Origin of the sequence: Nocardia sp. NPDC050710 (assembly GCF_040654375.1) — a bacterium.
In the GTDB taxonomy this organism is placed as follows: domain Bacteria; phylum Actinomycetota; class Actinomycetes; order Mycobacteriales; family Mycobacteriaceae; genus Nocardia.
This window is the reverse complement of the sequence record NZ_JBFAHV010000019.1, coordinates 1-26,684: the sequence shown is the minus strand read 5'-3', so window position 1 is coordinate 26,684 and position 26,684 is coordinate 1. Positions and strand designations below refer to the sequence as shown.

The 26,684-nt window shown below is 67.0% G+C and carries 20 protein-coding genes; 11 read left to right on the top strand and 9 right to left on the bottom strand.

The genetic code is table 11. From position 1 onward, the window contains the following. Positions 1–160 precede the first annotated feature (160 nt). Genes AB0H61_RS27015 through AB0H61_RS27005 form a run of 3 tightly spaced genes read left to right on the top strand, consistent with a single transcriptional unit; the run spans position 161 to position 1,834 of the window. Positions 161–490 carry a hypothetical protein gene (locus AB0H61_RS27015; protein ID WP_357309796.1) on the top strand — a complete coding sequence of 110 codons (330 nt, stop codon included), beginning with the start codon at positions 161–163 and terminating at the stop codon, positions 488–490. Further along, complete coding sequence (locus AB0H61_RS27010) at positions 471–1,001, top strand: DUF6879 family protein (protein ID WP_357309793.1); 531 nt, start codon at positions 471–473, stop codon at positions 999–1,001. Before AB0H61_RS27015 ends, AB0H61_RS27010 begins: the two co-directional genes overlap by 20 nt. Next, a complete protein-coding gene (locus AB0H61_RS27005) occupies positions 998–1,834 on the top strand; it encodes a helix-turn-helix transcriptional regulator (RefSeq protein WP_357309790.1) in 837 nt (278 codons plus the stop codon). Before AB0H61_RS27010 ends, AB0H61_RS27005 begins: the two co-directional genes overlap by 4 nt. A gap of 182 nt (positions 1,835–2,016) precedes the next feature. On the opposite strand, the gene AB0H61_RS27000 is transcribed toward AB0H61_RS27005, so the two are convergent. From AB0H61_RS27000 to AB0H61_RS26990, 3 genes are read right to left on the bottom strand one after another with little or no spacing between them, the layout of a single operon-like run. Beyond that, complete coding sequence (locus AB0H61_RS27000) at positions 2,017–2,850, bottom strand: helix-turn-helix transcriptional regulator (RefSeq protein ID WP_357309787.1); 834 nt, start codon at positions 2,848–2,850, stop codon at positions 2,017–2,019. Between the two features lie 3 nt (positions 2,851–2,853). Beyond that, positions 2,854–3,402 (bottom strand): DUF6879 family protein, encoded by a 549-nt coding sequence (locus tag AB0H61_RS26995; protein WP_357309784.1) that lies wholly within the window; start codon positions 3,400–3,402, stop codon positions 2,854–2,856. Positions 3,403–3,406: 4 nt separating this feature from the next. Continuing rightward, positions 3,407–3,724 carry a hypothetical protein gene (locus AB0H61_RS26990; RefSeq protein ID WP_357309781.1) on the bottom strand — a complete coding sequence of 106 codons (318 nt, stop codon included), beginning with the start codon at positions 3,722–3,724 and terminating at the stop codon, positions 3,407–3,409. 475 nt (positions 3,725–4,199) lie between these two features. On the opposite strand from AB0H61_RS26990, the gene AB0H61_RS26985 reads away from it, so the two are divergent. Then, the gene (locus AB0H61_RS26985; RefSeq protein WP_357309778.1) at positions 4,200–4,535 is read left to right on the top strand and encodes a hypothetical protein; all 336 of its coding nucleotides are present in this window, start codon (positions 4,200–4,202) and stop codon (positions 4,533–4,535) included. 88 nt (positions 4,536–4,623) lie between these two features. On the opposite strand, the gene AB0H61_RS26980 is transcribed toward AB0H61_RS26985, so the two are convergent. Continuing rightward, complete coding sequence (locus AB0H61_RS26980; RefSeq protein ID WP_357309777.1) at positions 4,624–5,670, bottom strand: NAD(P)-dependent alcohol dehydrogenase; 1,047 nt, start codon at positions 5,668–5,670, stop codon at positions 4,624–4,626. 94 nt (positions 5,671–5,764) lie between these two features. On the opposite strand from AB0H61_RS26980, the gene AB0H61_RS26975 reads away from it, so the two are divergent. Next, positions 5,765–6,421, top strand: coding sequence for a TetR/AcrR family transcriptional regulator C-terminal domain-containing protein (locus AB0H61_RS26975; RefSeq protein WP_357309775.1), 657 nt, complete (start codon positions 5,765–5,767; stop codon positions 6,419–6,421). A 6-nt stretch (positions 6,422–6,427) separates the two neighbouring features. On the opposite strand, the gene AB0H61_RS26970 is transcribed toward AB0H61_RS26975, so the two are convergent. After that, positions 6,428–6,901, bottom strand: coding sequence for a MarR family transcriptional regulator (locus AB0H61_RS26970; protein ID WP_357309772.1), 474 nt, complete (start codon positions 6,899–6,901; stop codon positions 6,428–6,430). A gap of 110 nt (positions 6,902–7,011) precedes the next feature. Here AB0H61_RS26970 and AB0H61_RS26965 point away from each other — a divergent pair, with 110 nt between their 5' ends. Further along, a complete protein-coding gene (locus AB0H61_RS26965; protein WP_357309769.1) occupies positions 7,012–8,205 on the top strand; it encodes a GDSL-type esterase/lipase family protein in 1,194 nt (397 codons plus the stop codon). Between the two features lie 25 nt (positions 8,206–8,230). Here AB0H61_RS26965 and AB0H61_RS26960 read toward each other — a convergent pair whose 3' ends face one another. Next, complete coding sequence (locus AB0H61_RS26960; RefSeq protein WP_357309766.1) at positions 8,231–8,848, bottom strand: TetR/AcrR family transcriptional regulator C-terminal domain-containing protein; 618 nt, start codon at positions 8,846–8,848, stop codon at positions 8,231–8,233. A 71-nt stretch (positions 8,849–8,919) separates the two neighbouring features. Between AB0H61_RS26960 and AB0H61_RS26955 the strand changes: the two genes are divergently transcribed. Then, positions 8,920–9,498 carry a peroxiredoxin-like family protein gene (locus AB0H61_RS26955; protein ID WP_357309763.1) on the top strand — a complete coding sequence of 193 codons (579 nt, stop codon included), beginning with the start codon at positions 8,920–8,922 and terminating at the stop codon, positions 9,496–9,498. Between the two features lie 111 nt (positions 9,499–9,609). Then, positions 9,610–10,110, top strand: coding sequence for an ATPase (locus AB0H61_RS26950; RefSeq protein WP_357309761.1), 501 nt, complete (start codon positions 9,610–9,612; stop codon positions 10,108–10,110). A 24-nt stretch (positions 10,111–10,134) separates the two neighbouring features. Here the strand turns inward: AB0H61_RS26950 and AB0H61_RS26945 are convergent, their stop codons facing one another. After that, the gene (locus tag AB0H61_RS26945; RefSeq protein WP_357310113.1) at positions 10,135–10,704 is read right to left on the bottom strand and encodes a Uma2 family endonuclease; all 570 of its coding nucleotides are present in this window, start codon (positions 10,702–10,704) and stop codon (positions 10,135–10,137) included. A 176-nt stretch (positions 10,705–10,880) separates the two neighbouring features. Further along, positions 10,881–12,233 (bottom strand): helix-turn-helix transcriptional regulator, encoded by a 1,353-nt coding sequence (locus AB0H61_RS26940; RefSeq protein ID WP_357309758.1) that lies wholly within the window; start codon positions 12,231–12,233, stop codon positions 10,881–10,883. 165 nt (positions 12,234–12,398) lie between these two features. On the opposite strand from AB0H61_RS26940, the gene AB0H61_RS26935 reads away from it, so the two are divergent. Genes AB0H61_RS26935 through AB0H61_RS26925 form a run of 3 tightly spaced genes read left to right on the top strand, consistent with a single transcriptional unit; the run spans position 12,399 to position 15,419 of the window. Then, on the top strand, positions 12,399–12,785 hold the full coding sequence (locus tag AB0H61_RS26935; RefSeq protein ID WP_357309755.1) for a hypothetical protein: 387 nt from the start codon (positions 12,399–12,401) through the stop codon (positions 12,783–12,785). Between the two features lie 36 nt (positions 12,786–12,821). Continuing rightward, entirely contained in the window at positions 12,822–14,984 is a 2,163-nt protein-coding gene (locus AB0H61_RS26930; protein WP_357309752.1) for a bifunctional SDR family oxidoreductase/aminotransferase class I/II-fold pyridoxal phosphate-dependent enzyme, read from the top strand. Positions 14,985–14,999: 15 nt separating this feature from the next. After that, positions 15,000–15,419 (top strand): NUDIX domain-containing protein, encoded by a 420-nt coding sequence (locus AB0H61_RS26925; protein WP_357309750.1) that lies wholly within the window; start codon positions 15,000–15,002, stop codon positions 15,417–15,419. A 96-nt stretch (positions 15,420–15,515) separates the two neighbouring features. On the opposite strand, the gene AB0H61_RS26920 is transcribed toward AB0H61_RS26925, so the two are convergent. Beyond that, a partial coding sequence (locus tag AB0H61_RS26920; protein ID WP_357309747.1) for an amino acid adenylation domain-containing protein occupies positions 15,516–26,684 on the bottom strand: 11,169 nt, incomplete at its 5' end.

Below are 26,684 nucleotides of genomic sequence, written 5' to 3'. Positions count from 1 at the left end.
AGGCGCCCACCACTGAGGCTAGGAATCGCGACCGCGCACAAGCTAGAAAATTGCTTGAAATTGCTTCAATCTCACTGGCTGTTGCTCTATATTTCCCTTCATAGCAGGGAAATTCGGGCGACAATGAGAGTCCAAGTCATCTCACGCAGGGAGCGACAACATGCATCTACGTTTCCTCGGCAAGAACACCAACGGCGAGCATTCGCCAACCCTGTATGCAAGCGACCGCGACACCTACGTCGTGCAAGGTTGGCGAGTGCCCGAACGGCCGGATCTGATCGAGATTCCGCATCCGCTACTCGCGTATCTGGAGCCGGGAACCTGCCTCGGCACGCTGTTGACCGACACCGGGCATGGCACATTTACTCTCACCGGCAAACCTGTCACGGACCGGGAAGTGTTGCAACGGATGGATATTCCCGGCCACGAGTCGTGCATCGAAGTAGCCAGAGGGAAGGAGATCCGCCGCGATGCTCCATCTGACCGGTAGCGACTTCACCGATCTGTTCCAAACCTGCCAGCGATCGGCGTTTCACCTGGAGGTCCACGACACCTACCAGACCCTGGAAGAGTCGGAGCCCTTCCGCCGATTCCTCGCGGACGAGCCCGACGACTACGAATGGCTACATGGCTGGCTCAATGTCGTGCGTGACGCCACGAGCCGAGGTGCGGTCGTCCAGCGGGTCCGGGTCGTCACGGAACCGCACGTCGACTACACGCGGTGGGGCCTCGTCGTCGCACGCGCGAATATCGAAGCAGGGGAAGATATTCGCTACCTACCACGTAAACTCGTCAGCGTCGATGAGCTACCTGCGGACGATTATTGGCTGTTCGATGACAACACCGTTGCCTACACGCTGTTCACTCCGGCCGGAGCAGCTTCCGGAGCCGCTGTCACCACCGACCCCGTGATCGTGCAACGTTGCGCCGCGATACGTGACATGGTTTGGCGCCGGGCCATTTCACACGCCGACTACACCCGGACTACCGTCACGTCGTGACCAGAGTCCAAGAAGCGCGTCAAGCCTTCGGACAGCAGTTGCGAGACCTCCGTAAGGATGCCGGTCTCACCGGAAGCCAGCTCGCCGCCCTCGCGGGCTGGCATCCGTCCAAAGTCTCGAAGATCGAATACGGGAAACAGACACCAACCGAAGACGACGTACGCACCTGGTGCGCCCACACCGGCGCCCGAGAACATGTGCCCGATCTGCTTGCCAGCCTCCGCAATGTCGACGCCGCATACCTCGAATGGCGTCGGATCCTCGGCACCGGCGTCCGACGTCGACAACAGCACGCCTCGACCATCGAGGCAGAAACCAGGTTGATCCGTGGCTACGACCCGGCTCTCATCCCCGGCCTGCTCCACACCCCCGCATACGCCGAAGCGATTATCCGGCAGGTGATCGACTTCAACCAGGTTCCCAACGATGTAGAGGCTGCTGTCGCCACCCGCATGGACCGGCAGCAAAAGTTCCTATACCGGGGCGACCACAAAGTCCATTACCTGATCGGCGAACAAGCCCTCTACACCACCGTAGGAGACGACGGTGTAATGCTGGGACAGCTCGACCGCTTACTCACCGCGATGTCGCTGCCGCGAGTCGTGCTCGGCATTGTTCCCATGACAGCCGGGTACCGCATCCCGGTTACCAACTTCGTGATTTTCGACCAACGCCAAGCACTGGTCGAGGGGATCACCGCCGCGCTGACAATTACTCAGCCGCGTGAGATCGCGGTCTACGAAAGAGCATTCGACATTCTGGCCAAACAAGCAGTCGTAGGCCAGAATGCCCGCGAGCTGATCCGGTCCGCTGCGGATCGCCGTTGTGATTGACTCGTCGGCTGCTCGGCGAGCCTGCTCGAGCAGTATCTGCGTCACCCAGAACAGCGCGGTTGGTCGGACTCGAGGGGCCGTATCCGGGTAGGCGGTCCACGGGCACGACCGGCGGGCCTCGGCCAGGGCGTGTTCGAACTAGTCTCCATTGAGCGCGTACCATTCCACGCTGGTCATGTAGATCAGATGCGGCGACTTTCCAGGGCGGCAGTGATCAGCGCTCGGGCTTGCTCGCCGTATGAGGCCTGGCGATGCAGCGCAGACCAGGCTTTCTCGTAGTACACGAGTTCACGTGGTTGGGTGACCGTCAGTCCTGCCGAGATCGTCTCGACCTCTGCGATCCGCTCATCGAGCATCAGGAAGCAGGTCGTCGTGTAGATGAATCGCGCTGACCTGGGGACGATTCCGAGAGATAAGCGCCGCAGCGACATCGCGTCGAGCAGGTGCTCGAGCTGTCCGGTCATCACCCGATCATCGCCGACGGTCGTGTATAGCGCCTGCTCGGCGAGCAGGATCGTGATGCGAGTCGGGCCGTGGTGGAGAATTCGCTGCCGTTCCATTCGGGCGCTCACTGCGCGATCGATGTCGTCGAGGCCTTTGACGAATTCGATGCATGCCGACAGGACTGCGCGTGCGTAGGGCTCGGTTTGCAGCAGGCCGGGCACGACGGCATGCTCGAAGTTGCGGATCCGCTTTGCGCGGGCCTCCAACTCGACGCGGCGCCGCTGCTGCTGTGCGTGCCCGGCAGCAGCGATTCGCCGCCACTCCTGCCATAGTGCCTCGATATTCGCCAGGGCGGCCCGGAGGTCTGGCAGCAGGAGGTCCGCGTCGCACAGCTGGCACCAGGCGACGAGATCGGCATCGCTGGGTATCTGCTTGCCGTGCTCGATGCGCGATACCTTCGCCGAGTGCCATCCAGCGTCGGCGGAGAGCTGTAATCCGGTCAGATGCGCAGACTTTCGGAGCCCTCGCAAGCGAGCCCCGAAAGCCTGCCGTGCCTGCTCGACACCAGTCACCAGTTACTCACTCGGCATCCCCGCAGAGTAGTCCCGATGCGGTATAGCCCTATCCCACAGTGCATCTCGCACCGCAACACAACGCGCTACGATCACCGGATCGATGGTTACGGCCGCCCCGACGAAATCTCCGTCGGTTCCGAAGATTGTGAACGCCACCTTCTCGCCGTCGATCAGCCACCACTCGTCGGTGGTGTAGTCGCTCGGTCCGGCAAGGTGTCTCGGCAACCACCGGATATCTTCACCATACTTTTGGTTCCTGTCGGTGAGTCCATGCAGGAATCTCACGTAGTCGGTCAGCGGCTCGGATACCACGCGCACGCGGCGCATGTTGGTGCCGCGGCCGGTTACTTCGCTGACGAGATCCTCCCAAGCCCGCCATGTCGACGGATAGCTGTCGTCTTCGAACGGCGGCAAGCCAGCGAGGACACGCCGCATAGGTTCGGCTTCGTCGGACACCTGGGAATGGTCGTCGGAAACCTCGAGGTGAAATGCGTCGCCGCGCGCCTCGCGTATGAGGTCGTTGGTCTCGTCGATGGTCAGATACAGCACCGGCTCACCACTCCCAGCGACTCTTGGCGACCGGGACCTCGACGGCCGTCTCATGATCGGGAATCCGCATGTGCTCCAGTATTTCCGAGTCGGTGATCGGTCGACCGGTGACGGTGAAAGATCCGCAGCCGGAGTCGTGCAACATGCCACCGATGTACGTTCCCGGCTGTAGCCACCGCAGCAGCATGTGAGGTATTTCCACCTGATTCGCGTGGTCGGGCACTCGATAGCCCTGCACGAGGTAGAGGTCGCGTTCTTCATCCATCCAGAGTCGCGGCGATCCGGTGTTGTTTGTGGGTCCGCCGAGGAGTCGCAATTGCATGGGTGGCCTCATTCAAGGGATGGGCTTTGCTGCTGACCTTTGAAATAGTTGCTGGTCAATGCAGTGTCAGTCAACAGAGGACGCAAAGACTCGCAAAACCGTAGCAGTACCGCCACCGGCGATCCTAACGTCCGAGGCAGGCGCTCGGGACCGGTGCCAGTCGTCTCGGTCCCCGAGTTGCCTCACCATCAACGACGGAGGGTGTGAGGTCGAATGACGAACGACGAGGCCCGGGTAATGGCCGCATTGAAACCCGCGGGCAGCTCACGGCGGAGCAATTGGCAGACCACACCGGTCTCCGCACCGGCGCCGTCCACAGCGCCGTCCTTACCCTCGCAGACCGCGCGCTGATCGCGGCAGTGCCCGGGACGCGGCCCACCACATGGGAACTCAGCGCCAATGGACTCGAATTCGCCCGCACCGCACGGGGCCGCGGCGTCCTGGACATCCCGCCCCGCAGGAGGGCGGCACGGTGATGGGGTCGACACCGACGGCCGTCGGCTACCTGCGCAAGGATGTCTCGGACGTCCATCAGCCATGGGATGAGACCCAGATACGCACTCTGGCAAAACGATTCGGCTACGAACTGATCAAGACCGTAGTGTTCGGGCCCGCCACCGACGACCCCGAGTGGCGGTTGGTGAACGTCGTACGAGCTCTCCGAGTCGACGCGGTAATCACGCCGAGCCTGGCACATTTCGGCGGCGAAGTACCCGCAACACTGGTTGGGACCTGCGAGCTGAATACCGTCACCCCGCAGGCGACCTACACCCGCCGCTACGACGAGATACGCCGCGCCACGGGTGCATAACCCCCGATCGAAGGGCCAGCGAGGATGAAGCGGAGGTGACCAGCGAACAAAGTCCGTTCGAGGAGACCGCGGCCAGGGTGTGGTGGGATCAGACCACGAGCACCGTCTTACCTTCCGCGTGCCCGTTCTCGATGTGCCGGATCGCGGCGGCCGCTTCCACCAGCGGGTAGCTCCGCTCGATGGACGGGCGTACCGCACCGTTCTCCAGGAGTTCGGTGAGGAATTCCAGGTCGGCGCGGCGGGGGCGCATCAGCAGGGGGCGCAGGGTCTGGCGCACGAAAAGGTTCGCTAGGACGACCTTTCCGAGCCACAACACCGGGCCGAACCAGTTGCCGCCAGGGGCACCTGAGGAGGAGACAAAAATTCCTGTAGGGGTGAGGATTCGGCGGCAGGCGGCGAGTGGACGGTTGCCGACCAGGTCGAGCAGCACGTCGAAGCGGCGGTCGATTTCGGTGAAATCTGCCGCCGTGTAATCGATGACGTGGTCGGCCCCGAGCCCGCGCACCATATCGAGGTGCCGGGTGCTACAGACCGCCGTCACCTCGGCGCCGAGCGCCTTGGCGATCTGCACGGCGAAGCTGCCGACACCACCCGACGCGCCGTTGATCAGCACCCGCTGCCCGGCCCGCAACTGCCCGACCTCGCGCAGGCCCTGAAGCGCGGTCATACCCGAATCCGGCACGGCCGCAACCTGTTCGAAAGACAAGCCAGCGGGTACCGGAGCCACCGTATCGACCGGCACGCGGACGTATTCGGCGAAGGCACCCGCGGTCACCGACCCGAATACCGCATCACCGGGCCGGAAGTCGGTGACATCGGCGCCGACGGCGACCACCTCACCGGCCAGATCGTGCCCGATTACCCGATGTTTGGGTCGGCGCACGCCGAAACCCATGAGCCGGATCAGGTACGGCGTGCCGGTCAGCAGGTGGACATCCCCCTTGCACACCGCCGCCGCGCGTACCCGGACCAGCACTTCGCGCTTCCCCGGGGCGGGCCGTGGCGCCGACTCGACCCGAAGCACCTCACTCCCGCCGTATTGCGGCGCGACTACGGCGGTCATCATCGCGCGACCGCCGGATCCGGCCGGCGGCGCAGATCCGGCGGTCACCGGTGAACTTTCCGCTTCGGACATGTCTTTTCCTCACTGGGAGAACGGCGCACTTACGCCGTAAGTGCATCGCCCCGAACGGTACGCTTACGCCGTAAGTACGTCAAGGAGGATGTCCATGCCGAAGCCCACCGGCGCGACGCGCACCCCGCTCACCCGGGACCGCGTGCTGCGCACCGCCATGCGCCTGGCCGACGAATACGGCCTCGACGCGCTCTCCATGCGCAAGCTGGCACAGCAGGTGGGCGTCGAGGCGATGTCGCTCTACAACCACGTCGCGAATAAGGACGATCTGCTCGACGGCATCGTCGATCTGGTGGTGGCCGAGATCGACGTCCCGGATATCGGCGGCGACTGGAAGGCCGCGATGCGCGGGCGCGCGATCTCCGCGCATGAAACGCTGCGCCGCCACCCGTGGGCCACCGGACTGATCGGATCCCGGATCAATGTCGGCCCGGCGATGCTGCGCTACATCGACGCCACCCTCGGCTGCCTGGTAGCAGCGGGTTTCTCCTATCAGCAGGCCGACCGCGCCTGGAATGCGCTCGACAGCCACATCTACGGATTCACCCTGCAGGAGTTGAACTTTCCACTGCGACCCGACGAGTATGCCGCGGCCGCGACGGAATTCCTGCCACTCATCCCGGCCGAGCGCTATCCGCATATGAACACACTGACCAACCTGGTGATCACGGGCGCACATCACGGCGTCGCGGACTTCGACTTCGGACTCGAACTACTCCTCGACGGCCTCGAACGACTGCTCGCCGGCTGATCCGGCTCAGTCGGTGCGCGTGGTCGCCTCGGGACTGACCACATCCCGCACCACTCGCAGAGCCGCGACCAGTCCATCGAGTTGCGCGGCGGGCAGCAACCCGGTGAACCAGCGCTCGACGGCCGCGAGATACTCCGGCAGCACCACCTCGAGCCGCCGCGTCCCGGCCTCGGTGAGCACCGCGTAGGCGCTGCGCCGGTCCGCGGGATCGAGTTCGCGGGCCACCAGCCCGGCCTTGGCAAGGCGATCGACGAGACGGGTGACCCCGCTGGTCGACAGCGACGTCTGCGTCGCGAGATCGGTCATCCGCAGCCGGTGATTCGGCGAACGACTCAGGCGTATCAGGGCATTCAGATCCAAGCCGGACAGCCCGTTCGCCTTCCAGGTCGGCTCCAGCTTAGCGACCAGCCCATCGTACGCCTCGTAGAACAGGCCGACGGTGGTGAGGCGTGGATCGTCGAACAGGTCGGTGACAGCCATGGCCCCACGCTACTCCCAATGATTGCTATGCAGATAATTGACACGAGGAATATCCACCTGTAGAACTATGCGTACGCAATATTCCTCGCATCAAATACTTGGAGGTTCCGATGTCGCCGAACACCCGCTGGGTCGCCGGATTCCGCTCCGCCGTAATCGACCCGGCCGAGCAGATCAAGCTGGCCGACTCTCGCGCCTTCGCCGACGAGACCGTGCGCCAGGTGCTGCACCTGGACGGCGGCGGCGACCAGATCCGGGTGCGATTGAGCAACCGGTACGGCCGGACGCCGCTCACCATCGGCGCAGCCCGTGTCGCGCTGCGCAAGTCCGCCGATCAGATCGCGAGCGAGACCGATACCGCGCTGCGCTTCGGCGGCGCCGAGCGGGTGTCCATCCCGGTGGGCGCCGAATTGATCAGCGATCCGGTCGATCTGCCGGTCGCGGCGGGCACCGATCTGACGTTGAGCCTGTACCTGCCGGAATCGACCGGGCTCGCCACCTTCTCGCACGGTCCGCGCGAAATCGCCTATGTCACAAGCGGAAACGCCGCCGCCGAGCTCGCGCTGCCCGGGGCTACCGAGGTCCCACTGCGGTTCTTCGTGACCGGCGTCGACGTCCTGGCACCCGCGGATACCCCGATCGGTGTGGCCTTCGGCGACTCCTGGTTCGAGGGCGTCGGCACCACGATGAGCGCCAACCGCCGCTCGGTCGACGCGCTCAACGCACGGATCGGGCACGGCTGGGTGGTCAATCAGGGCATCGGCGGCAACCGCGCGCTGACCGGCGAGATCGGCGAGCACGCCCTGTCCCGCTTCGATCGCGATGTACTCGGCGTGCCCGGTGTTTCCCGGGTCCTGCTCAACTTCGGCATCAATGACCTGATCCTGGGCGCCATGGCCGACCAGCCGCCCGCTACCGCCGACGAATTGATCGCGGGCCTCACCGAATTGGCCCGGCGCGCACACGCGGCGGGACTGATCGTCCACGCCGCCACCATCGGCCCCTACGCGGGCTGCGTCTACCCGGGCATGCCGATCGAGGAGACGCAGCCGACCCGGCACGCGGTCAACGAATGGTTGCGCGGCACCGATATTTTCGACGCGGTCTTCGACGTGGACCGCGCCGTGGCCGACGCCGAACGCCCCGACTTCATCCGTCCGGAATTCGACAGCGGTGACGGCATGCACCTGAACGACGCGGGCGCGCGGGCCATGGCCGAGACCGTCGATGTCACCGCGCTCTTCGGTGCGCATGCGGCACCGGCGGGCGACGTTACGCCGGTGCCGCATTTCACCACCGCGTGATCCGCGCGGGTTCGGCGGTGGCCACTCAGCGGCGCGGTTCCAGTCCGCGCAGCACGATCTCGACGCCGCCGCCGAATTCGTCGTCGACCGACATGGTCTGCGCCTGCCCCGCGGTCTGCACCAGCAGCGGGAACTCGTCGGCGGACATCGAAGCCAGCGACGCGGTGCCGGGTCCACGAATAGACGCGTAATGCTCGTTCTGCAGGTATCCGAGCAGGAATCCGATCACCGTACGCTGGGCTATCACCCGGTCGGGCCCCTCGAATCCGGCGTCGGTGAGCACCGTGAGCATCGCCTCGATATAGCGCATGGTCACGACCGAGGCCTGCCGGTGCCGCAGCACCAGGGGAACGGCGGCGGGGTGCGCCGAAACCGCGTTCCGGAGCCGGTGCAGCAGTAGCGCCGCCTGTTCGCGCCAATCGGCGCCAGCGGGCAGATCGAGGTCGATCGGGTCCAGCACGCGGTCGACCACCAGAACCTCCAACTGATCCCGGTCGGCGACATATCGGTAGAGCGCCATGGTGGCCATCCGCAACTCCTTGGCCACCGAGCGCATGGTGAGCGCGGCGAGCCCGTCCCGGTCGATGACCGCGAGCGCGGCGGTCGCGAGATCGGCGGTGGTCAGCGAGCGAGGACGTGGCATGGCTTGACAGCGTACAAGGTACGCGCATACTTGTCGTAAGCGTACGAAGTACACCTACGAAAGGACGGACCATGCCACTACCCACCCGCGTCTCGGCCCGCACCCTGACCACCATCTCCGGGACGCCGGTGCCGATTCCCGACCCCGACTGCCTGATCCACCTGCAATTCCGGCGCTTCGCCGGATGCCCGGTCTGCAATCTGCACCTGCGCTCGATCGTCCGGCGGCACGACGAGATCATCGCCGCCGATATCCGCGAGGTCGTCGTATTCCATTCCAGCGCCGAGGAATTGCGGAAATACTCCGCCGACCTCCCCTTCGCCGTGATCGCCGACCCCACCCGAAAGCTCTACCGCGAATTCGGCGTCGAATCCGCGCCCCGCGCCCTGCTCGACCCCCGTGCCTGGCCCGCCATTGTCCGCGCGATCGCCACCGAACTCCGCGCGGGCCGCGACAAGAACCACATCGCTCCCCCCACCAACCCCGAAGGCGGTCGCCTCGGCCTCCCCGCCGACTTCCTCATCGCGCCCGACGGCCGGGTGCTGGCCACCAAACACGGCGAACACGCCGACGACCAGTGGTCGGTCGACGAACTCCTGGCCCTGGCGCCGACCCGGGCCGTGCTCCCCGCAAAGAAGATCGCACCATGATGACCGTGGAACTGTTCGTCTCCGACGACACCATCAGCGCGGCGACCAAGCGCGAACTCGCCGACCGCCTGCTGCACGCGCTCACCACCGAACCGGGGCGCGCCGGAGGCGGTGCTCGCCAAGGCCCGCGAACTGACCCACGTCCTGGTTCGCACCGCGGATGTCTGGGCCACCGGTGGACCCGACCTCCAGGGTGCACCGCGCTACCTGGTGCGGCTCACCGTGCCCGGATCCTGGAGCAACAACAGCGAATTCGGCCCCCACGTAATCCCGCTCATCACCAATGCCATCGCCGCCATCGAACTCGATCCGGACCGCTTGACCCGTATGCCGCACTGCGCCATCCAGATCGTCGGCCTGCGCGACCACGCCATCGGACTCCAGGGCCGCACCATGACCAGCACCGAGCTCACCAAACTGATGACCGAGGACTTCCGCTCCACCGACCTGCACCCCGAAGCCCCCGAGGGATCCGTCATCGACCCTATCTGCGGCATGGCCGTAGAACTCGCCACCGCCCGATTCACCCTCACCCACGAAGGCATCGACTACGCCTTCTGCGCCCCGGTCTGCCGCAAGGTATTCGCGGAAGAACACGCGATCGACGCGTAACTCAGCGCCTGCCGGTCGACCCCGTCAGGGCAGCAGGTCGGCGGGGTCGACGGTGAACTCGAATGGCGAATGCAGGATAGCCACTTCTCCGGCGACGACGCGATGGGTCAGCTCATAGGTTTGGTGGTCGCCGAGCGCATGGGCGAACAGGACCGGCAACGACTCACCCGGTAGCTGGCCCTTGAACGGGTTGATCTCGAACCGCCAATAGTTCGGAATACCTGCCTCGGCGTACAGCACCGGCTTGACCATACGATCTTGGAGGGTAGTCGATTTGGAGACCACTTCGACTGCCAGCTTTACCTGCTCGGCTGGAATTCCACGAGCCTCCCACGGCATCGGGCCGCTCATGACAACGAGATCAGGGATCGGCTCATCATCACCGATCAGCAATCCGACACCTTGGACCACGGCATAGCCGGGTGGCACGACCTCGTCGATGGAACGCTCCAGCTGCTGGATCACCCACTGATGGCGCGGATTCGGGATCGCGTTCACCACGAGCTGTCCATTCAGCACCTCGTATCGGAGTCCGTTCTCAGGCAGGTGATCGAGATCTGCGGCCGTCCAACGGCCGGACCAGGAAGTCGGCATTCTCATCGGAACGACCTCCAACCTCGCCGAGTAGGAGCGGATGCGCCCGAGCCCAGCCGAGCCAAGGGTCTGCCGACCGGTCCGGGAACAGTTCTGTCGCTCTTGTTTTCCGGCGGCGACGCGATGGGTGGGCTTATACGTTTCGTCGGCACCGAGTCGCCGGATAGCGGCAGTGTTCATGCGAGACCGTGGGCAGCGAGTTCGGTGTCGAGTTCGCGCAGGCTCGCCGAGCCGGGCGCGGTGCGGCCGATGGTGTCGCGGGCATCACGGACTTCTCCGGCCAGGCGAGCGGAGCCGTAGGTCACCGCAGTGTCCGCGCTGCGGACGATGATGTGTACGGCTTCGTCGACCTCGCCGACCAGGCACAGCGCGATGCCTTGACCGATATCGGCGAATCCACGTGAGAGCGCGAACGCGGGGTCGATGAGCTGCACGCATCGGGTCGCCGCGGCAACGGCTTGTTCGCCGACGCCGAGTTTGATCAGACACTCAGCGGCGAACCCGGCATGCAACGCGGGGTCATATACGTAGGTGGGCAGCTGGGTGCCCGCGGCCGTGTCGATGATCTCGCGGGCTTCGTCGAGCGCGGTGCGGCATTCGCGAGCCTGGCCGAGTTCAGCGTGTGCTTCGGCGGCCATGTCGCGGGCGTACGCGAGCAGGTATCGGTCGTCTGTGCGTGTTGCCCAGTATCCGGCGGCCATAGCGTGATCGACACCGACCCCAGGTCGGCCGCCCCTGGTTGCCGCGATCGACATGTTGCACAGCACCAGCGCCGTCAGCGACGAGTCAGCGGCCTCGTGGGCGGCGTCGCGGGCAAGCTCATAGTGGTGGCCGGCCAGGCGCAGGTCGCCCGCATCGTAGGACATCCAACCCAAAGATCGTGCCAGCGACGCCCGCACCGACAACAAACGGGGCAGCAGGCCGGCGGGGCAGTCGGGCAGCAGCGCGTCGACCAGGTCGGCTTGGCTCTGGCGCACGGCGAGCACGGCTTTCGGGCCGAATGCCTCGTATTGGCGGCCGACAGCGTCGAGGACAGTCTCGATCTGGTCGATAGCGGCAGCGTCGAGTTTCGACGTCAGTCCGCGGGCCAACTGCCCGCCGCTGCCGCGTTCGAGCCCGGCCAGCAGCGCGGCGGCCGGGAGGGTTCCCGCGACAGCGAGAAATTCGAGCATTTCGCGTCGATTCATGTCCAACCACGCCTTCAGATCGGTGTCGAGCATGGAGTTCAGGTCGACAACAGGTGCGACGGTGCCGATGGCAAACCTACCGACTCTGCTTGTCCTCGGCCCGTGCCCCGCGCCAGTGTAGGCGTCGTAGGCCGCCACCAGCGCGCCCTCGGCGAGCACCGCCTCATCGGCGACCTCCCAGAACCGGCGAGCCGGAAGTTCTCGCCCGGCTTCAGTGTGAGTGATGTAGGTCCGGTGCACAGCGCACCGGCGTGCCACCGCTTCTTGGGTGAGTCCGGCCGCAATCCGCAGCCGCGCCAGCACCGCACCGAGCGCGCGTCTGTCGTCGCTCAGGCCGCTCATCGGCCCCACCCCTTTTGAGCTGCTTTTTCGACTGTATTCGCCACGGTAGCCCACCGCCGCGCCACTAGTGAGGAGTTGTGAGAACTCAGGTGATCACCTCGCTCACATCGTGACTCACCCGATGTCCTCGAAGACAACGACATCCGAGTGAGAGGTGAGCCGCCCATGCAGTCCTGGCAGGCCATGGTCCTGATCGTCACCGGAGCGCTCTTCACCGGTGGCGCCACCGCTGGCGCGGTGATCTACCTGAGTCCCGCCCGCCCGACTGGACGCACTGTCGCCGAGATCGAACAGCGCATTGCCGACGAACCTGCAGAGCCGCCCAAACACGACGTGGCAAACGGGGTTTGGCCAAGCAGCTGGACACACGAAGTACCCGACGAGCCCTTCACCGTCGCGCAAGCCCACATCGCGATGCAGCAGCACCGCCGGTGCGGTGCTGCTGTGTGTCCGCGCAAGAAGGCCGCGTTCCGAGTACTGATCGAGGCCGGTCACGCCGTGCCCGATCCCCGTGCGGAGAAGTACCTCACCGACACCGGCGACGAGGACTGAAACTCCCGGAAACCCCGGGTGGAAAGGAAGATTGACATGAACAAGATCCTGGTCACCGGCGCAGGTGGCTACCTCGGCTCACTCCTGGTGCCCGAACTGCTCGAACTCGGCCACACCGTGACCGCCGCAGATGCGTTCTACTTCGGGGACGTGCTCGCCGATCATGCCGGTCATCCCAGGCTGCGGATCCACCGTGGCGATGTCCGCCACCTGGACTCCGACCTCCTCGACGGTGTCGACGCGGCGATCGCACTTGCGGCGATCAGCAACGACCCGACCGGAAAGCTGAACCCGCGCTGGACGAGTGCGGTCAACGAGACCGCGACCGCACGTCTGGCCGGACTCGCCCGCGACGCCGGTGCGCGGCGGTTCCTGCACGCCTCCACCAGCGGCGTGTACGGTGCCAGCCACCACCTGTTGAACGAGACCAGTGCCATCGCACCGCTGTCGGAATACGCACACTCGAAAGTCGTTGCCGAACAAGCCGTCTTGCGCGCGCAGACACCACAGTTCCGCACCATCTCGCTGCGGTTGGGCACGCTGTTCGGGGTGTCACCCCGGATGCGGCTGGATTTGGCCGTGCACACCATGACCTATCATGCACTCACCAAAGGCCAGATCCGTGTGGACGGCGACGGAGCCCAGTGGCGGCCGTTCCTCCATGTCCGCGACGCGGTCCGAGCGCTTCTCATCTGCTTGGAACTGCCCGATGAGGACATTCGCCATACCGCCTACAACGTGGTCGGGGAGAACCTGCGGGTGCGGGATCTCGCCGAGCTGGTCAGCAAGGAATTCGACGGCATTCCTATCGAGTTGCGCGGCGGCACTCCCGATGCCCGCAGCTACCGCGTCGACGGGAAGCTGTTCGCGAACGAGGCCGGGTTCACCCCGAACCACACGGTGGCCGAGGCGATCGCCGAGGTTCGCCACTACCTGCAAGCGCCGGGGCGGCTCGCCGCCGTCGAGCATCCCCGATTCTCCACCGTGGCGACGTTGGCACGTCTGCTGATCACGCCCGCACTCTCCGGCGGTGACCCGGTGCGCCGCCGGGCACTGCCGTTCGCGCTGCCCCTGCTGGGGGAGGCCGAAGAGGCCGAAGTGCTCGACACCCTGCGGTCGGGGTGGCTGACCACGGGCCCGAAGTCGAAGCGATTCGAGTCGATGTGTGCCGACTACCTCGGCATCGCCCACGCCGTCGCGACGAACTCGTGCACCGGTGCTCTGCATATCGGGCTCGCCGCGGCCGGGATCGGGCCCGGCGACGAGGTGATCACCTCCCCGATCACGTGGCCGGCCACCGCCAACGTGATCGTGCACCTCGGCGCGCGCCCAGTGTTCGCGGATATCGAGCCCGACACCCTCAACATCGATGCGAATGCAGTTCGGGCCGCGATCACCCCGAAGACCAAAGCCATCCTGCCGGTGCACATGGCCGGGCAGCCCTGTGCCATGGACGCGCTGCGCGCTATCGCCGACGAACACGGCCTGGTCGTGCTCGAAGACGCCGCCCACGCGATCGGCGCCGAATACAAGGGCCGCATGATCGGCCAACTGTCGCCGATCACCGCGTTCTCGTTCTACGCCACCAAGAACCTCGCTTGCGGCGAGGGTGGACTGCTGGTCACCGACGACGAACAAATCGCCGACCGTGCCCGGTCGCTGTCCATGCACGGCGTCAGCCGCGATGCCTGGAATCGGCATTCGGTTACCGGCTCACCGCACTGGCAGCTGCACGAACCCGGCTACAAATACAACATGCCCGACATCGCGGCATCCATTGGGCTGCACCAGCTTCCACGCCTGAACGGGTTTATCGAAACCCGAGCCCGCTACGCCGCCAGCTACGACGAGTACTTCGCGGACCTGGATGCGGTCACCACCCTCGTCTGCCCACCCGAGGTGCGACACGCCCACCACCTGTATGTGATCCTGCTGGATCTCGACCGGCTCACCGTTACCCGCGACGAGTTCATCGCCGCGCTGAAGGCCGAGGGCATCGGCACCGGCATCCACTTCATCTCGCTGCACCTTCAGCCGTACTATCGGCACACCTACGGCATCGACCCCGCGGCGTTCCCGGTCGCAAGGGATGTCTCGGACCGCATCGTCTCGTTGCCGCTGTACCCGAAGATGACCGACACCGATGTGCACGACGTCGCCGCCGCGGTCACCAAACTCGCGACGGCATACCACCGCTGAGAAAGGCCGAAACCCTTGAAGCGCGAAGGCACTCAGATCATCCTGCTCAACGACCGCCGGGAAGTACTCATGTACCTGCGCGACGACAAACCGCAGATCGCCTACCCGAACATGTGGAGCCTGTTGGGCGGGATGATCGAGCCCGGTGAAACACCGTTGGAGTGCATCATGCGCGAGATCGACGAAGAGATCGGTGTCGTGCTCGACCCCGGCGAGGTCGAGCACATCCGCACCCGGGATCTGCATTTCGGGATCGAGCACACCTTTTTCGCCCGCGCCGCATTCGAGATCGACGAAGTCGTGCTCACCGAAGGCCAGGAACTCGGATGGTTCGGCGAATACGACGCCGCCAACACCCCGCTCGCCTACGAGGATAATGCGATACTCGCGGAGTTCTTCTCAGGCCTGCGGGACTCGGCGGCGCCGGTGCGATAGCGCGGCCGGCTCCAACGACAAGGGCAAACCAGCTCGAAGGCGTTATCGGCCGGTTCGGGGAGGCTGCTGCTTCCCGAACCGGCCGACACTACTTACCTAGTCGGCGACGATGACCCGCACGTCCGGGTCCGCCGCGTCGGTGTCCTCGCCCGGGGCGGCGAACCAGTGGGTGACCTCGCCGTCGGCCAGGTCGTCGGCGATATCGTCGCCGCTGGGGAGCACCGAGAGGGCGCCGGCGGTGGATGCCGCCAGGAACTCCAGCAGGGCCGGGCGGCCGTCGGCCGCGGTGGTGAACGTAGTCGACTCGTAGTCGATCTCGTTCTCCTCGCGGATCCGGATCGCCAGGTCGAGGGCCTCGGCCTGGGTCAGGGTGACGGCCGAGCCCGCGACGAGCTGCACGAAGGCCACATGCTCCTCACCGAGCGGGCGCACCCGGTCCGCGTAGGAGACGGGATGCCCTGGTGCGGCGGCCAATTCGGCCTGGATCGCCGGATCGCTCGGCACCAGCCACCGGACCTCGCCGGGGACCGCGTCCAGGGTGATCCCGAATCCCGCTCCCGCGGAGATGATGTCGTCCAGTGTCAGATCGTGCGCGAACAGGCAGGCCGCGCCCGCCTTCTGCACGGCCCACGCCGCGACCACCGCATCCACCGAACGGGGCAGCGCGACCGCGACGATGTCACCGGGTCCGGCGCCGTGCGCGATAAGCACCCGGGCCAGCTGCGAGGACCGCCGATCCAGGACGTGGTAGGCGAGTTCGTCACCGTCGGTGAGCAATGCGGGCGCCTCGGGATCCGCCTCGACCACCTCGGCGAACACCTTCGCGACGGTGCGCGCGCCGACCATACCCGGCTCCGGCGCCATCACCGCTGCCGCGATACCGGATTCGGCGAGCAGCCTGGCCCGCTCGGCATCGTCGAGGATGTCGATATCGCGGACCAGCCCGGCCGGATCCCCGAGCAGCGCCTCGAGTACCCGGACCAGTCGCGTCGACAGGGTCTGCACCTCGTCGGCGGTGAAACGACTGATCAGGTATTCGAAGTCGATGCCGAGCGTGGATTCGGCGGCCACCTTCAACGTCAGCGGGTAGTGCGTCGAATTGCTGACATCGACCCCGGTCACCGACATGCCGTCGATCGAGCTCGCGGCTTCGATCGCCTCGCGGTCGATCGGGTACGACTCGAAGACGAACAGCGTGTCGAACTGCGATCCGGAACCGGCGGCCCGCTGGATGTCGGCGAGGCCGACGTAGTGGTGGTCCAGCAGATCCGCCTGATCCCGTTGCAGGCGTTGCAGTTGCGCACCGATGGTCGCGTTGTCGTCGATGTGCACCCGCACCGGCAGGGTGTTGATGAACAGACCAACCATCGACTCGACATCGGGCAGCTCGCCCGGTCGACCCGACACCGTCGCGCCGAACACCACGTCGGAGCGGCCGGTCAGCCTGCCGAGCAGGATGCCCCAGGCCGCCTGCACCAGCGTATTGACCGTGATGCCGAGTTCGGCGCAGTGCTTGGTCAATTGGCGGGTGCGTTCCACGTCGAGTTCGGTGACGAACCTGGCCGTCTCGTACAGCTCCGTCGAACGCGGCTGCGGCGCAAGCTCGGTCGGCTCGGTGACACCGTCGAAGGCGGTGGCCCAGGTGCGCAGCGAATCGGCGAGGTCGCGGCCGGACAGCCACTCCAGGAAGGTCCGGTACGAGGCCACCGGCGGCAGCGCCGACAGATCACCGCGCACCGCGTAGAGCACCAGCAGGTCCTGCATCAGCAGCGGCATGGACCAGCCGTCGAGCAGCACGTGGTGGGTGGTGATGGCCAGATGCCACTGCTCCGCGTCGGTGCGGAACAGGGTGAACCGGACCAGCGGCGGGACGGACATATCGAAGCGATCGGCCTCGTCCTCGGCCAGCCTGCGCCGCAGTTCCGCCGCTCGTTCGGCGGCGGGCAGCTCGGTGAGGTCCACCTCGCGCCACGGCACGTCCAGCTGATCGAGCACGACCTGCACCGCCTGGCCCGCCGAATCGGTGACGAATGCGGTGCGCAGGTTGGGGTACCGGTCGAGCAGCCCTTGCGCCGACGCGTGCAGCCGCGCGGCATCCACCGCACCGTGCAGGTCGACCACGGCCTGCATGGTGTAGACGTCCACGGTGGCCGTGGTCATCAGCGCGTGGAAGAGCAGACCGGACTGGAGCGGCGTCAACGGCCAGACCTCGTTCAGGCCCGGGTAACTCCGCTCCCACAGCTCGATATCGGTCTGACCGACCCGCACCAGCGGCATATCCGACGGCGTGCGACCACCGGCATCCGGTCGCCGGGTATGCGCGGCGAGCGCGCCGAGCGCCGAGGACCAGTGATCGGCCAGTTCGCGCACCCGTTCGTGGGTGAGCAGGCCCGCCGGATAGGCGAACGAGGCGATCAGCTGCGGTCCGGTGGCGCCGTCGAGCACCATCGTCTCGATGTCGACGGTCGCGGCGGCGGGCATATCGGGATCCCACAGGGCGGTGACCTCGGCGGGCACCACGCCCCGGTAATGGAAGCCGATCTGCCCGAGCTCCGCGAGCCCGTTGCCGAGGCCGTGATCCGGCACCGCCAGCAGCTGTTCCTTGACGGACTTCACAATGCCGCCCAGCGCGATCCCGCCCGCGAAGGCGTCGTCCAGGTCGGTGCCGGTCAGGTCGAGCCGGACCGGGTAGGCACTGGTGAACGGGCCGACGGTATGCGAAAGATCCGCGCCCGCGACGGCGTCCACCGCGCGACCATCCCCGTCGAGGCGGATCGGCGCGGATCCGTCCGCTGCCCCGCGCCAGCGCAGCAGCGCCATGGCGAGCGCCGATAGCAGTGCGTCGGTGACCGTCCCGCGGTACAGCGCGGGCACGGCGTGCAGCACCGGCTCGGCGATCTCGGCGGGCACGACGACCCGCACCCGCTGCACCGTGGCCGCGGTATCGATCGCCGGATCGAGGGCCCGGTCGCCGAGCTGCGGATCCGGTGTCGCCGAAACCTCCTGCCAGAAGGACTCTTCCGCGGCACCGGCGGCCTCGGCCACGCTGTGCGCCCAGCGCCGCAGCGAGGTGCCCGTGGCTGGCAGGTCGAGCGGTGCGTCGATGCCGAGCTGTTCGGCGGCCAGCGTCAGGTCCCCGAGCAGGATCTGCCAGGACCGGCCGTCGACCACGAACCCGTGTGCGACGACGAGCAGTTCGTCATCGCGGTTATCCGCAAAGGTGAACAGCACGAACTGCGCCATGATGCCGTTGGCCGGATCGAGGCGATCCGCCGCGGCCGCGCGTTCGGCGGCCACCAGCTGATCCAGGTCGGTGTTCTTCTCCACCCGCGCCTCGCGCACCAGTTCGTCGATCTCGACCGAACCGGGTGCCAGCGCCTCGAATTCCCAGCCGCCGTCCACCGGACGCAGGCGGGTGCGCAGGGCATCGTGGCGATCGAACAGCGCCGCGATGGCCTCGAGCAGGGTGTCCCAGTCCAATGCGGCGGGCAGCGGCAGCAGGGCCGCCTGTGCGAAGCGCCGGTACGGGGCGTCGCCCGCCAGGACCGCGGATACCGCGGGCGGCAACGGAATCTCACCGACTCCGCCACCGGGCAACTCCCGCACCCTGGTCAGCGCGGGATCGGGCGCCATGGTGGCGACCGAGGCCAGCGCCGCGACGCTGCGCTGATCGAAAACATCGCGCACGCTGAACAGCACGCCGAGCGACTTGGCCCGCGAGACCAACTGGATCGACAGGATGCTGTTGCCGCCGAGTGCAAAGAAGTCGTCGTCGGCGCCGATGTGCTCGACGTCGAGCACATCGCTGAATACGCCCGCCACCAACTGCTCCACCGGGGTCACCGGGGCGCGGAAGACCGCCTTCTCGAAGGTGGGCTCCGGCAGCGCGTTCCGGTCCAGCTTGCCGTTCGCGTTGAGCGGCAGCGCATCCAGTGCCACGAACGCGTTCGGCACCATGTACGACGGTAGTTCCGCGGCGAGTTCGGTGTGCAGCTTGCGCCGATCCAGCTCGCCGGTTTCCGGATCGCGACCCGCGACGGTCGGCACCACGTAGGCCACCAGGCGGTCGCCCAGGCTCGGATCGGTGTGCGCCAGCACCGCCGCGGCGGTAATCGTGGGCCTGCGCAGCAGGGCGGCCTCGATCTCGCCGAGTTCGATGCGGAAGCCGCGGATCTTCACCTGGAAGTCGGTCCGGCCCCGGTATTCCAGCTCGCCGTCGGCGTTCCAGGCCACCAGGTCACCGGTGCGGTACATGCGCTCGCCCGCGACGCCGAACGGATCGGCGACGAACCGTTCGGTGGTCAGGTCCGGGCGGGCGAAGTAGCCGCGCGCCAATTGCGCACCCGCCAGGTACAACTCGCCCGAGACGCCGACCGGCACCGGGCGCAGGCGTGAATCCAGCACGTAGACCCGGCTGTTCCACTCCGGCGCACCGATCGACACCGACGTCTGGTCGGCCTCGGTGACGAGGTGGCTGGTGATCGAGACCGCGGCCTCGGTCGGACCGTAGAGGTTGAACAGCTTGGCCGGGGTGCCCCGGCGGAATCGCTGTGCGGTCGCGGCGGGCAGCGCCTCGCCGATGGCGAGCACCCGCCGCAGCGAACCGGGCAGCCGGTCATCGGATTCGGTGAGCAGCGCGTCGAGCATGGACGGAACCACATGCAGGGTGGTCACACCCGTGGCCCGCATCAGCTCGTTCAGGTACGCGGGATCGCGATGCCCGTCGGCGGTCGCGATGACCAGCCTGCCGCCGCTGACGGCCGCCGACCAGAACTCCCAGACCGACAGGTCGAAGGTCGCCGCGGTCTTGAGCAGCACCGCGTCCTCGCTGCCGAGCCCGAATTCGGCCGTCTTCCACGCCAACTGGTTGGCGATGGCGCCGTGCGGCAGGGCCACACCCTTCGGCTGACCCGTCGAACCCGACGTGAAGATCACGTAGGCGGTATTCGCCGCGGTCAGAACGCCACGGCGCTCGGCCGCGGCCACCGGTTCGGCCGAATAGGCCGACAGCTCCAGCGCGTCGATGGTGACCGACTCGGCCACGTCGGTCTCGAACGACTCCCGGCTGGTGGTCAGCACGCAGGCCGGTGCGGCCATGCCGAGGATGTAGTCCACCCGGTCCGCGGGCTGGTCCGGATCGATCGGCACGTACGCCGCACCGGATTTCGCCACCGCGTACATGGCGATCACCAGATCGGCCGAGCGCCGGATGGCCAATGCCACCCGGTCCTCCGCGCCCACCCCGCGCTCGATCAGATAGCGGGCCAGGCGGTTCACCCTGGCATCCAGCTCGGCGTACGTCAGCATCGCGTAGCGATTCGATGAGGGGCGGCGGTCGGGTGACGGGTGGGCCAGGTGCAGACGCTCCCCCGACGGATCGTCGGCGACGAGGGCCACCGTGCCCGGCGCGGCGGCCGCGACGGCGGCGTCGAACAGCGACACCAGCGTGGCGTCGGTGTCCACCGGGTGCGCGGTGTCGTTCCAGGTGGTGAGGATGCGCTCGTGCTCGGTCGGCGCGAGCAGGTCGATCTCGCCGACCGGCACCGTCACATCGGCGACCACCGCGTCGAGCACCCGCATGAACCGGTCCGCGAAGCCCTGCACCGTGGCCTCGTCGAACAGATCGGTGGCGTAGCCGAATTCGGTGATGATCTCGGCCGGGGTGCCGTCGTCGGCGTACCGGTCGTAGATGGTGACCTGCAGGTCGGTCTTGGCCAACTGCGAATTGAAGTTGACCGCGCTCACCGTGAGACCGGGCAGCGTCAGCGCCGTCTCGGCCAGGTTCTGGAACGACAGGCCGATCTGGAACAGCGGATTGCGCGCGGTGGAGCGCTCCGGGTTGAGCACTTCGACGAGTCGCTCGAACGGCACGTCCGCGTTCGCGAACGCCTCGAGATCGCGCTCGCGCACGTCGGCGAGCAGATCCGCGAACCGGTCGCCCGGCCGCACACTGGTGCGGAACACCAGGGTGTTGACGAACATGCCGATCAGATCGTCGAGTTCACGTTCGCCGCGGCCCGCGATCGGGGTGCCGACCGCGATGTCGTCGGTGCCGGACAGGCGCGCGAGCAGAACCGCGAGGGCGGCGTGCACGACCATGAACAGCGACGCCTGGTTCTCCCTGGCCAGCTCGTGCAGGCTCGCGTGCCGCTGCGGCGAGATCTCGAAGCGAATCGCCTTGCCGTGGAACGACTGCGTCGGCGGACGCGGCCGATCCGACGGCAGCTCCAGCTGATCGGGCAGCCCGGCCAGCGCGGAACGCCAGTAGCCGACCTGCTGAGCGGCGAGCGATTCCGGATCGTCCTCGGAACCGAGCACGGCGCGCTGCCACAGCGCGTAGTCGGCGTACTGCACCGCCAGCGGAACCCATTGCGGCGCTTCGCCGTTCACCCTGGCCACGTAAGCGGCCATCAGATCTCGGGCCAGCGGACCCATCGACGCGCCGTCCGCGGCGACGTGGTGCACCACGAAGGCGACCACATGTTCGGCGGTCTCCGATTCGGATCCGGTGATTCGGAACAACGCCACCTTCAGCGGTACCTCGACGGTGACGTCGAAGGTGGTGAGGGCGAACCGGATCACGGTCTCGACCAGATCCGCCTCGGCCACGTCCACGGCGATCAGTTCCGGCGCGGTCGGCGCCACCGGCAGGATCACCTGCCGCGGACCGTCCACCGCACTCGGATAGGTGGTGCGCAGCACCTCGTGGCGGGCGAATACATCGCCGATCGCCTGGGCCAGCGCGGCCACGTCCAGCGTGCCGGACAACCGGACCGCCAGCGGAATATTGTCCACCGCCGAAGCTGTCGTATCGAACTGGTTGAGGAACCAGTACCGCTGCTGGGCGGGCGAGAGCGGCACCAGCTCGGGCCGTTCCATCGCGGTCAGCTGCGGCCGGGTGCGTCCGGAGCCGGCGATGCGCTCGACCCGGGTAGCCAGCGCGAGCACCGACGAGGCCTCGAACAGGTCGCGCACCGCCAGTTGGGTATCCAGTGCCGCACCGAGTCGCGCGGTCACCTGGGTGGCCATCAGCGAGTTGCCGCCGAGCTCGAAGAAGTCGTCATCCAGGCCGGCCCGGGCGACGCCGAGCACATCGGCGAAGATTCCCGCCACGATCTCCTCGACCGGGGTGGTCGGGGCGCGGAACACCTTGGCCTCGAAGACCGGGGCAGGCAGCGCCTTGCGATCCAGCTTGCCCGAGGCGTTCAACGGGAACTCCTCGAGCACGACGAATGCCGACGGCACCATATACGCGGGCAGTTCACCTCCGAGCTCGGCACGGATACCGTCGACATCGATCGAATGACCAGCAGCCGCAATCACATACGCCACCAGCTGATCACCGAGACGATCATCCGAACGCACCAACACGACCGCCTGCGCGACCGATTCCAGTGCCGTGAGCTCGGCTTCGATCTCGCCGAGCTCGATACGCAGACCACGCAACTTCACCTGGAAATCGGTACGACCCAGGTACTCCAACTCACCATCGGCAGTCCAGGTCACGAGGTCACCGGTGCGATACATGCGCGCACCGGCCGGCCCGAACGGGTCTGCGACAAATCGATCCGAGGTCAGGTCCGGCCGCGCCACATAGCCGCGGGCCAGCTGCACACCGGCCAGGTAGAGCTCACCGGCGACGCCCACCGGAACCGGGTGCAGGCGTGAATCCAGCACGTACACCTGGGTGTTGAACACCGGCGCACCGATCGGAACCGACGCGATATCCGCATCGGTCACCTCGTGGAAGGTGACATCGACCGCGGCCTCGGTCGGGCCGTACAGGTTGTGCAGCGCCGCACCGGTCAACTCACGCAACCGCTGCGCGGTGACCGCGGGCAACGCCTCACCGGAGGCGAACACATTACGCAGACTGGCGCATTCGGCCGCGCGCTCCTCGGCGACGAAGACCGACATCATCGACGGCACGAAATGCGCCGTGGTGACGCGCTGTTCGGTGATCACCCGCACCAGGTAGCCGGGATCACGGTGGCCGTCCGGCTTGGCGACGACCAGGCGGGCGCCGATCTGCAACGGCCAGAAGAACTCCCACACCGACACGTCGAAGGTGGCCGGGGTCTTCTGCAACACCACGTCGGTGCCGTCCAGCTGGTATGCGGATTGCATCCACACCAGGCGGTTCACAATCGCGGCGTGCGAGACCGCGACACCCTTCGGGCGACCGGTCGAGCCGGAGGTGAAGATGACATACGCGGTATTCGACGGCCGCAGCGGCGCGATGCGTTCCGCATCGGTCACCGGGGCATCCGAGTACGCCGCGAGGTCGAGCGCCTCGATTTCGACGGCGCGCACGGCGCCGGATTCGAACCCGTCACGCGCGGTGGTCAGCACGCACACCGGATCGGCCGTCTCCAGCACATAGCGGGTGCGGTCGGCCGGGTGATCCGGATCCAGCGGTACGTAGGCGCCACCGGCCACCGTGACGGCGTACATGCCGACCACGAGTTCGATGGAACGCCGCATACCGAGCGCCACCATGGTGTCCGGGCCGACGCCGAGCGAAATCAGGTGCCGCGCGAGACGATTCACCCGAGCCTCGAACTCGGCATACGTCAGCATCGCGTAGCGATTCGATGAGGGGCGGTGGTCGGGCGACGGGTGGGCCAGACTCGTCCCCTCGAAGGTCAGCGCGGTCGCGCCGGGCGTGCGCGCGGCCTGCGCCTGGAACATCGAGACCAGGGTCGCGGTCGCGTCGGTGTCGAACGCGGTGTCGTTCCATCCCGCGACGACCTGGCGCCGCTCGGCGGCATCGAGCAGTTCGATATCGCCGAGCACCACATCCGGGTTCGTGACCATCGCGGTCAGGGTCCGGATCAGTCGTTGTGCGACGGCCGCGACCGTCTCCGCGTCGAACATATCCGTCGCATAGGCGAATTCGGCGCGCATGCCGTCGACGGCGCCGTCCGCGCCGATCCGATCGGAGATGTTCAGGTGCAGATCGAACTTGGCGGTGACGACATCCAGCGCGACACCCGCGACCTCCAAGCCGGGCAGCTCGAACGAGGCTTCGCCGGTGTTCTGGAACGACAGCATCACCTGGAACAGCGGATGCCGCGCCTGCGAACGGGCCGGGTTGATGATCTCGACCAGCCGCTCGAAGGGCAGATCCGCGTGCCCGAAGGCCGCCAGATCGGTTTCCCTGGTGTGCGCGAGCAACTCGGCGACGGTCTGGGCCGGGTCGACCACACTGCGCAGCACCAGCGTATTGACGAACATGCCGATCGCGTCGTCGAGCACGGCCTCACCACGGCCCGCCACCGCGGTACCGATGGCGATGTCCTCGGAGCCGGAGAGCCGGGCCAGCAGGGCCGCGAGACCCGCGTGCACCACCATGAAGAGGCTGGCGCCGTTGTCGCGGGCCAGTGCGTCGAGTTCCCGCACCAGCCGCGCGTCGAGCGCGAACTCGTGGACGCCGCCGCGGTTGGACGCGATCGCCGGACGGGAGCGGTCCGACGGCAGATCCAACTGGTCGGGCAGCCCGGCCAGGTTCTGCGACCAGAACGCGATCTGCTCGCCGATCAGCGATGCCGGATCATCCTCGGAGCCGAGGGTTTCCCGCTGCCAGAGGGCGAAGTCGGCGTACTGCACCGGCAGCGGCGCCCACCCGGGCGCCTCGCCGCGCGAGCGGGCCGCATAGGCCACCATGACATCCCGGGCCAGCGGCCGCACCGACCAGCCGTCACCGGAGATGTGGTGCACCACGAAGACCAGCACATGCGTCTCGGGCCGGGAGCCGTCCATCGAGGCCGCGATCCGGAACAGCTTGGCGCGCACCGGAACTTCGCTGGTCACGTCGAATCCGGTCAGCACCAGTTCGCTGATGCGATCGGAGATCTCGTCCTCCGACACCGGGATCGGGGACAGGTCGGGCAGGTCGTGGCCCGCGGGCAGCACCACCTGGACACCGGTGCCCTCGGCGGTCTCCGGATACACGGTGCGCAGCACCTCGTGCCGGTCGACCACATCGGCCACGGCCTGACGCAGCGCGTCGACGTCCAGCCCGCCGGTCAGCCGGACCGCCAGTGGGATGTTGTTCACCGCGGTCCGGTTGTCGAACCGGTTCAGGAACCACATGCGCTGCTGGGCCAGCGACAGCGGAATGGTGGCCGGGCGCGGTCCGGCGGCGAGCTCGCGCCGCCGTCCGGTGCCCGCGTGGGCCTCCATCCGCGCGGCCAGCACGGCGACCGTCGGCGCCTCGAAGAGCAACCGCACCGGCACCCGGGTGTCCATGGCCGCGCCGAGGCGGGCCACCACCTGGGTGGCGATCAGCGAGTTGCCGCCGAGGTCGAAGAAGTCGTCGTCCAGGCCGACCGGACGCTCGCCGGTCAGACCGAGCACCTCGGCGAAGGTATTCGCCACGATCTCTTCGATCGGGGTCGAGGGGGCGCGGAATTCCCTTGCCTCGAAAATGGGTTCGGGCAGGGCGCGCCGATCGAGTTTGCCGTTCGCGTTGAGGGGCATCTCGTCGAGCACCACGGTCGCGGCCGGGACCATGTAGGACGGCAACTGCGCGGCCAGGTGGGCACGCAGCGATTCGACCTCCACGGTCACGCCGTTGGCGGCCACGACATAGGCGACGAGCTGATCGCCGGTGCGCGCGTCCGAACGCACCAGCGCCACCGCCTGCGCCACCGAATCATGCGCCGTCAGAGCGGTTTCGATCTCACCCAGCTCGATACGCAGACCGCGCAACTTCACCTGGAAGTCGGTACGACCCAAGTACACGATCGCACCGTTGGCGGCCCGAGTGACCAAGTCACCGGTGCGATACATACGAGCACCGGAAGCGCCGAACGGATTGGCCACGAACCGATCCGAGGTGAGATCGGTGCGGCCGTAATAGCCGCGTGCCAGCTGTGCACCCGCGAGATACAACTCACCCGCGACACCGGCCGGAACCGGATGCAGACGCGAATCCAGTACGTACGCCTGGGCATTCCACACCGGAAGACCGATCGGCACCGCACCCGTCACATCCGCCGCGACCGGGCCGTGCGTGGCGTGCACGGTGAATTCGGTCGGACCGTACAGGTTGTACAGCTCCGCCGAACTGACCCGGCGCAGGGCGGCCACCGCATCGGAGGTGAACGCCTCACCCGCGACCAGCAGCGCCCGCAGCGAGCCGAGCGCGGCACTGTCCGCACCGCCCGCGAAGACCGTCAGCATCGACGGCACGAACGAGGTCATCGTCACCCGCTCGGACGCGATCACCTCCGCCAAATACTGCGGATCCCGATGACCATC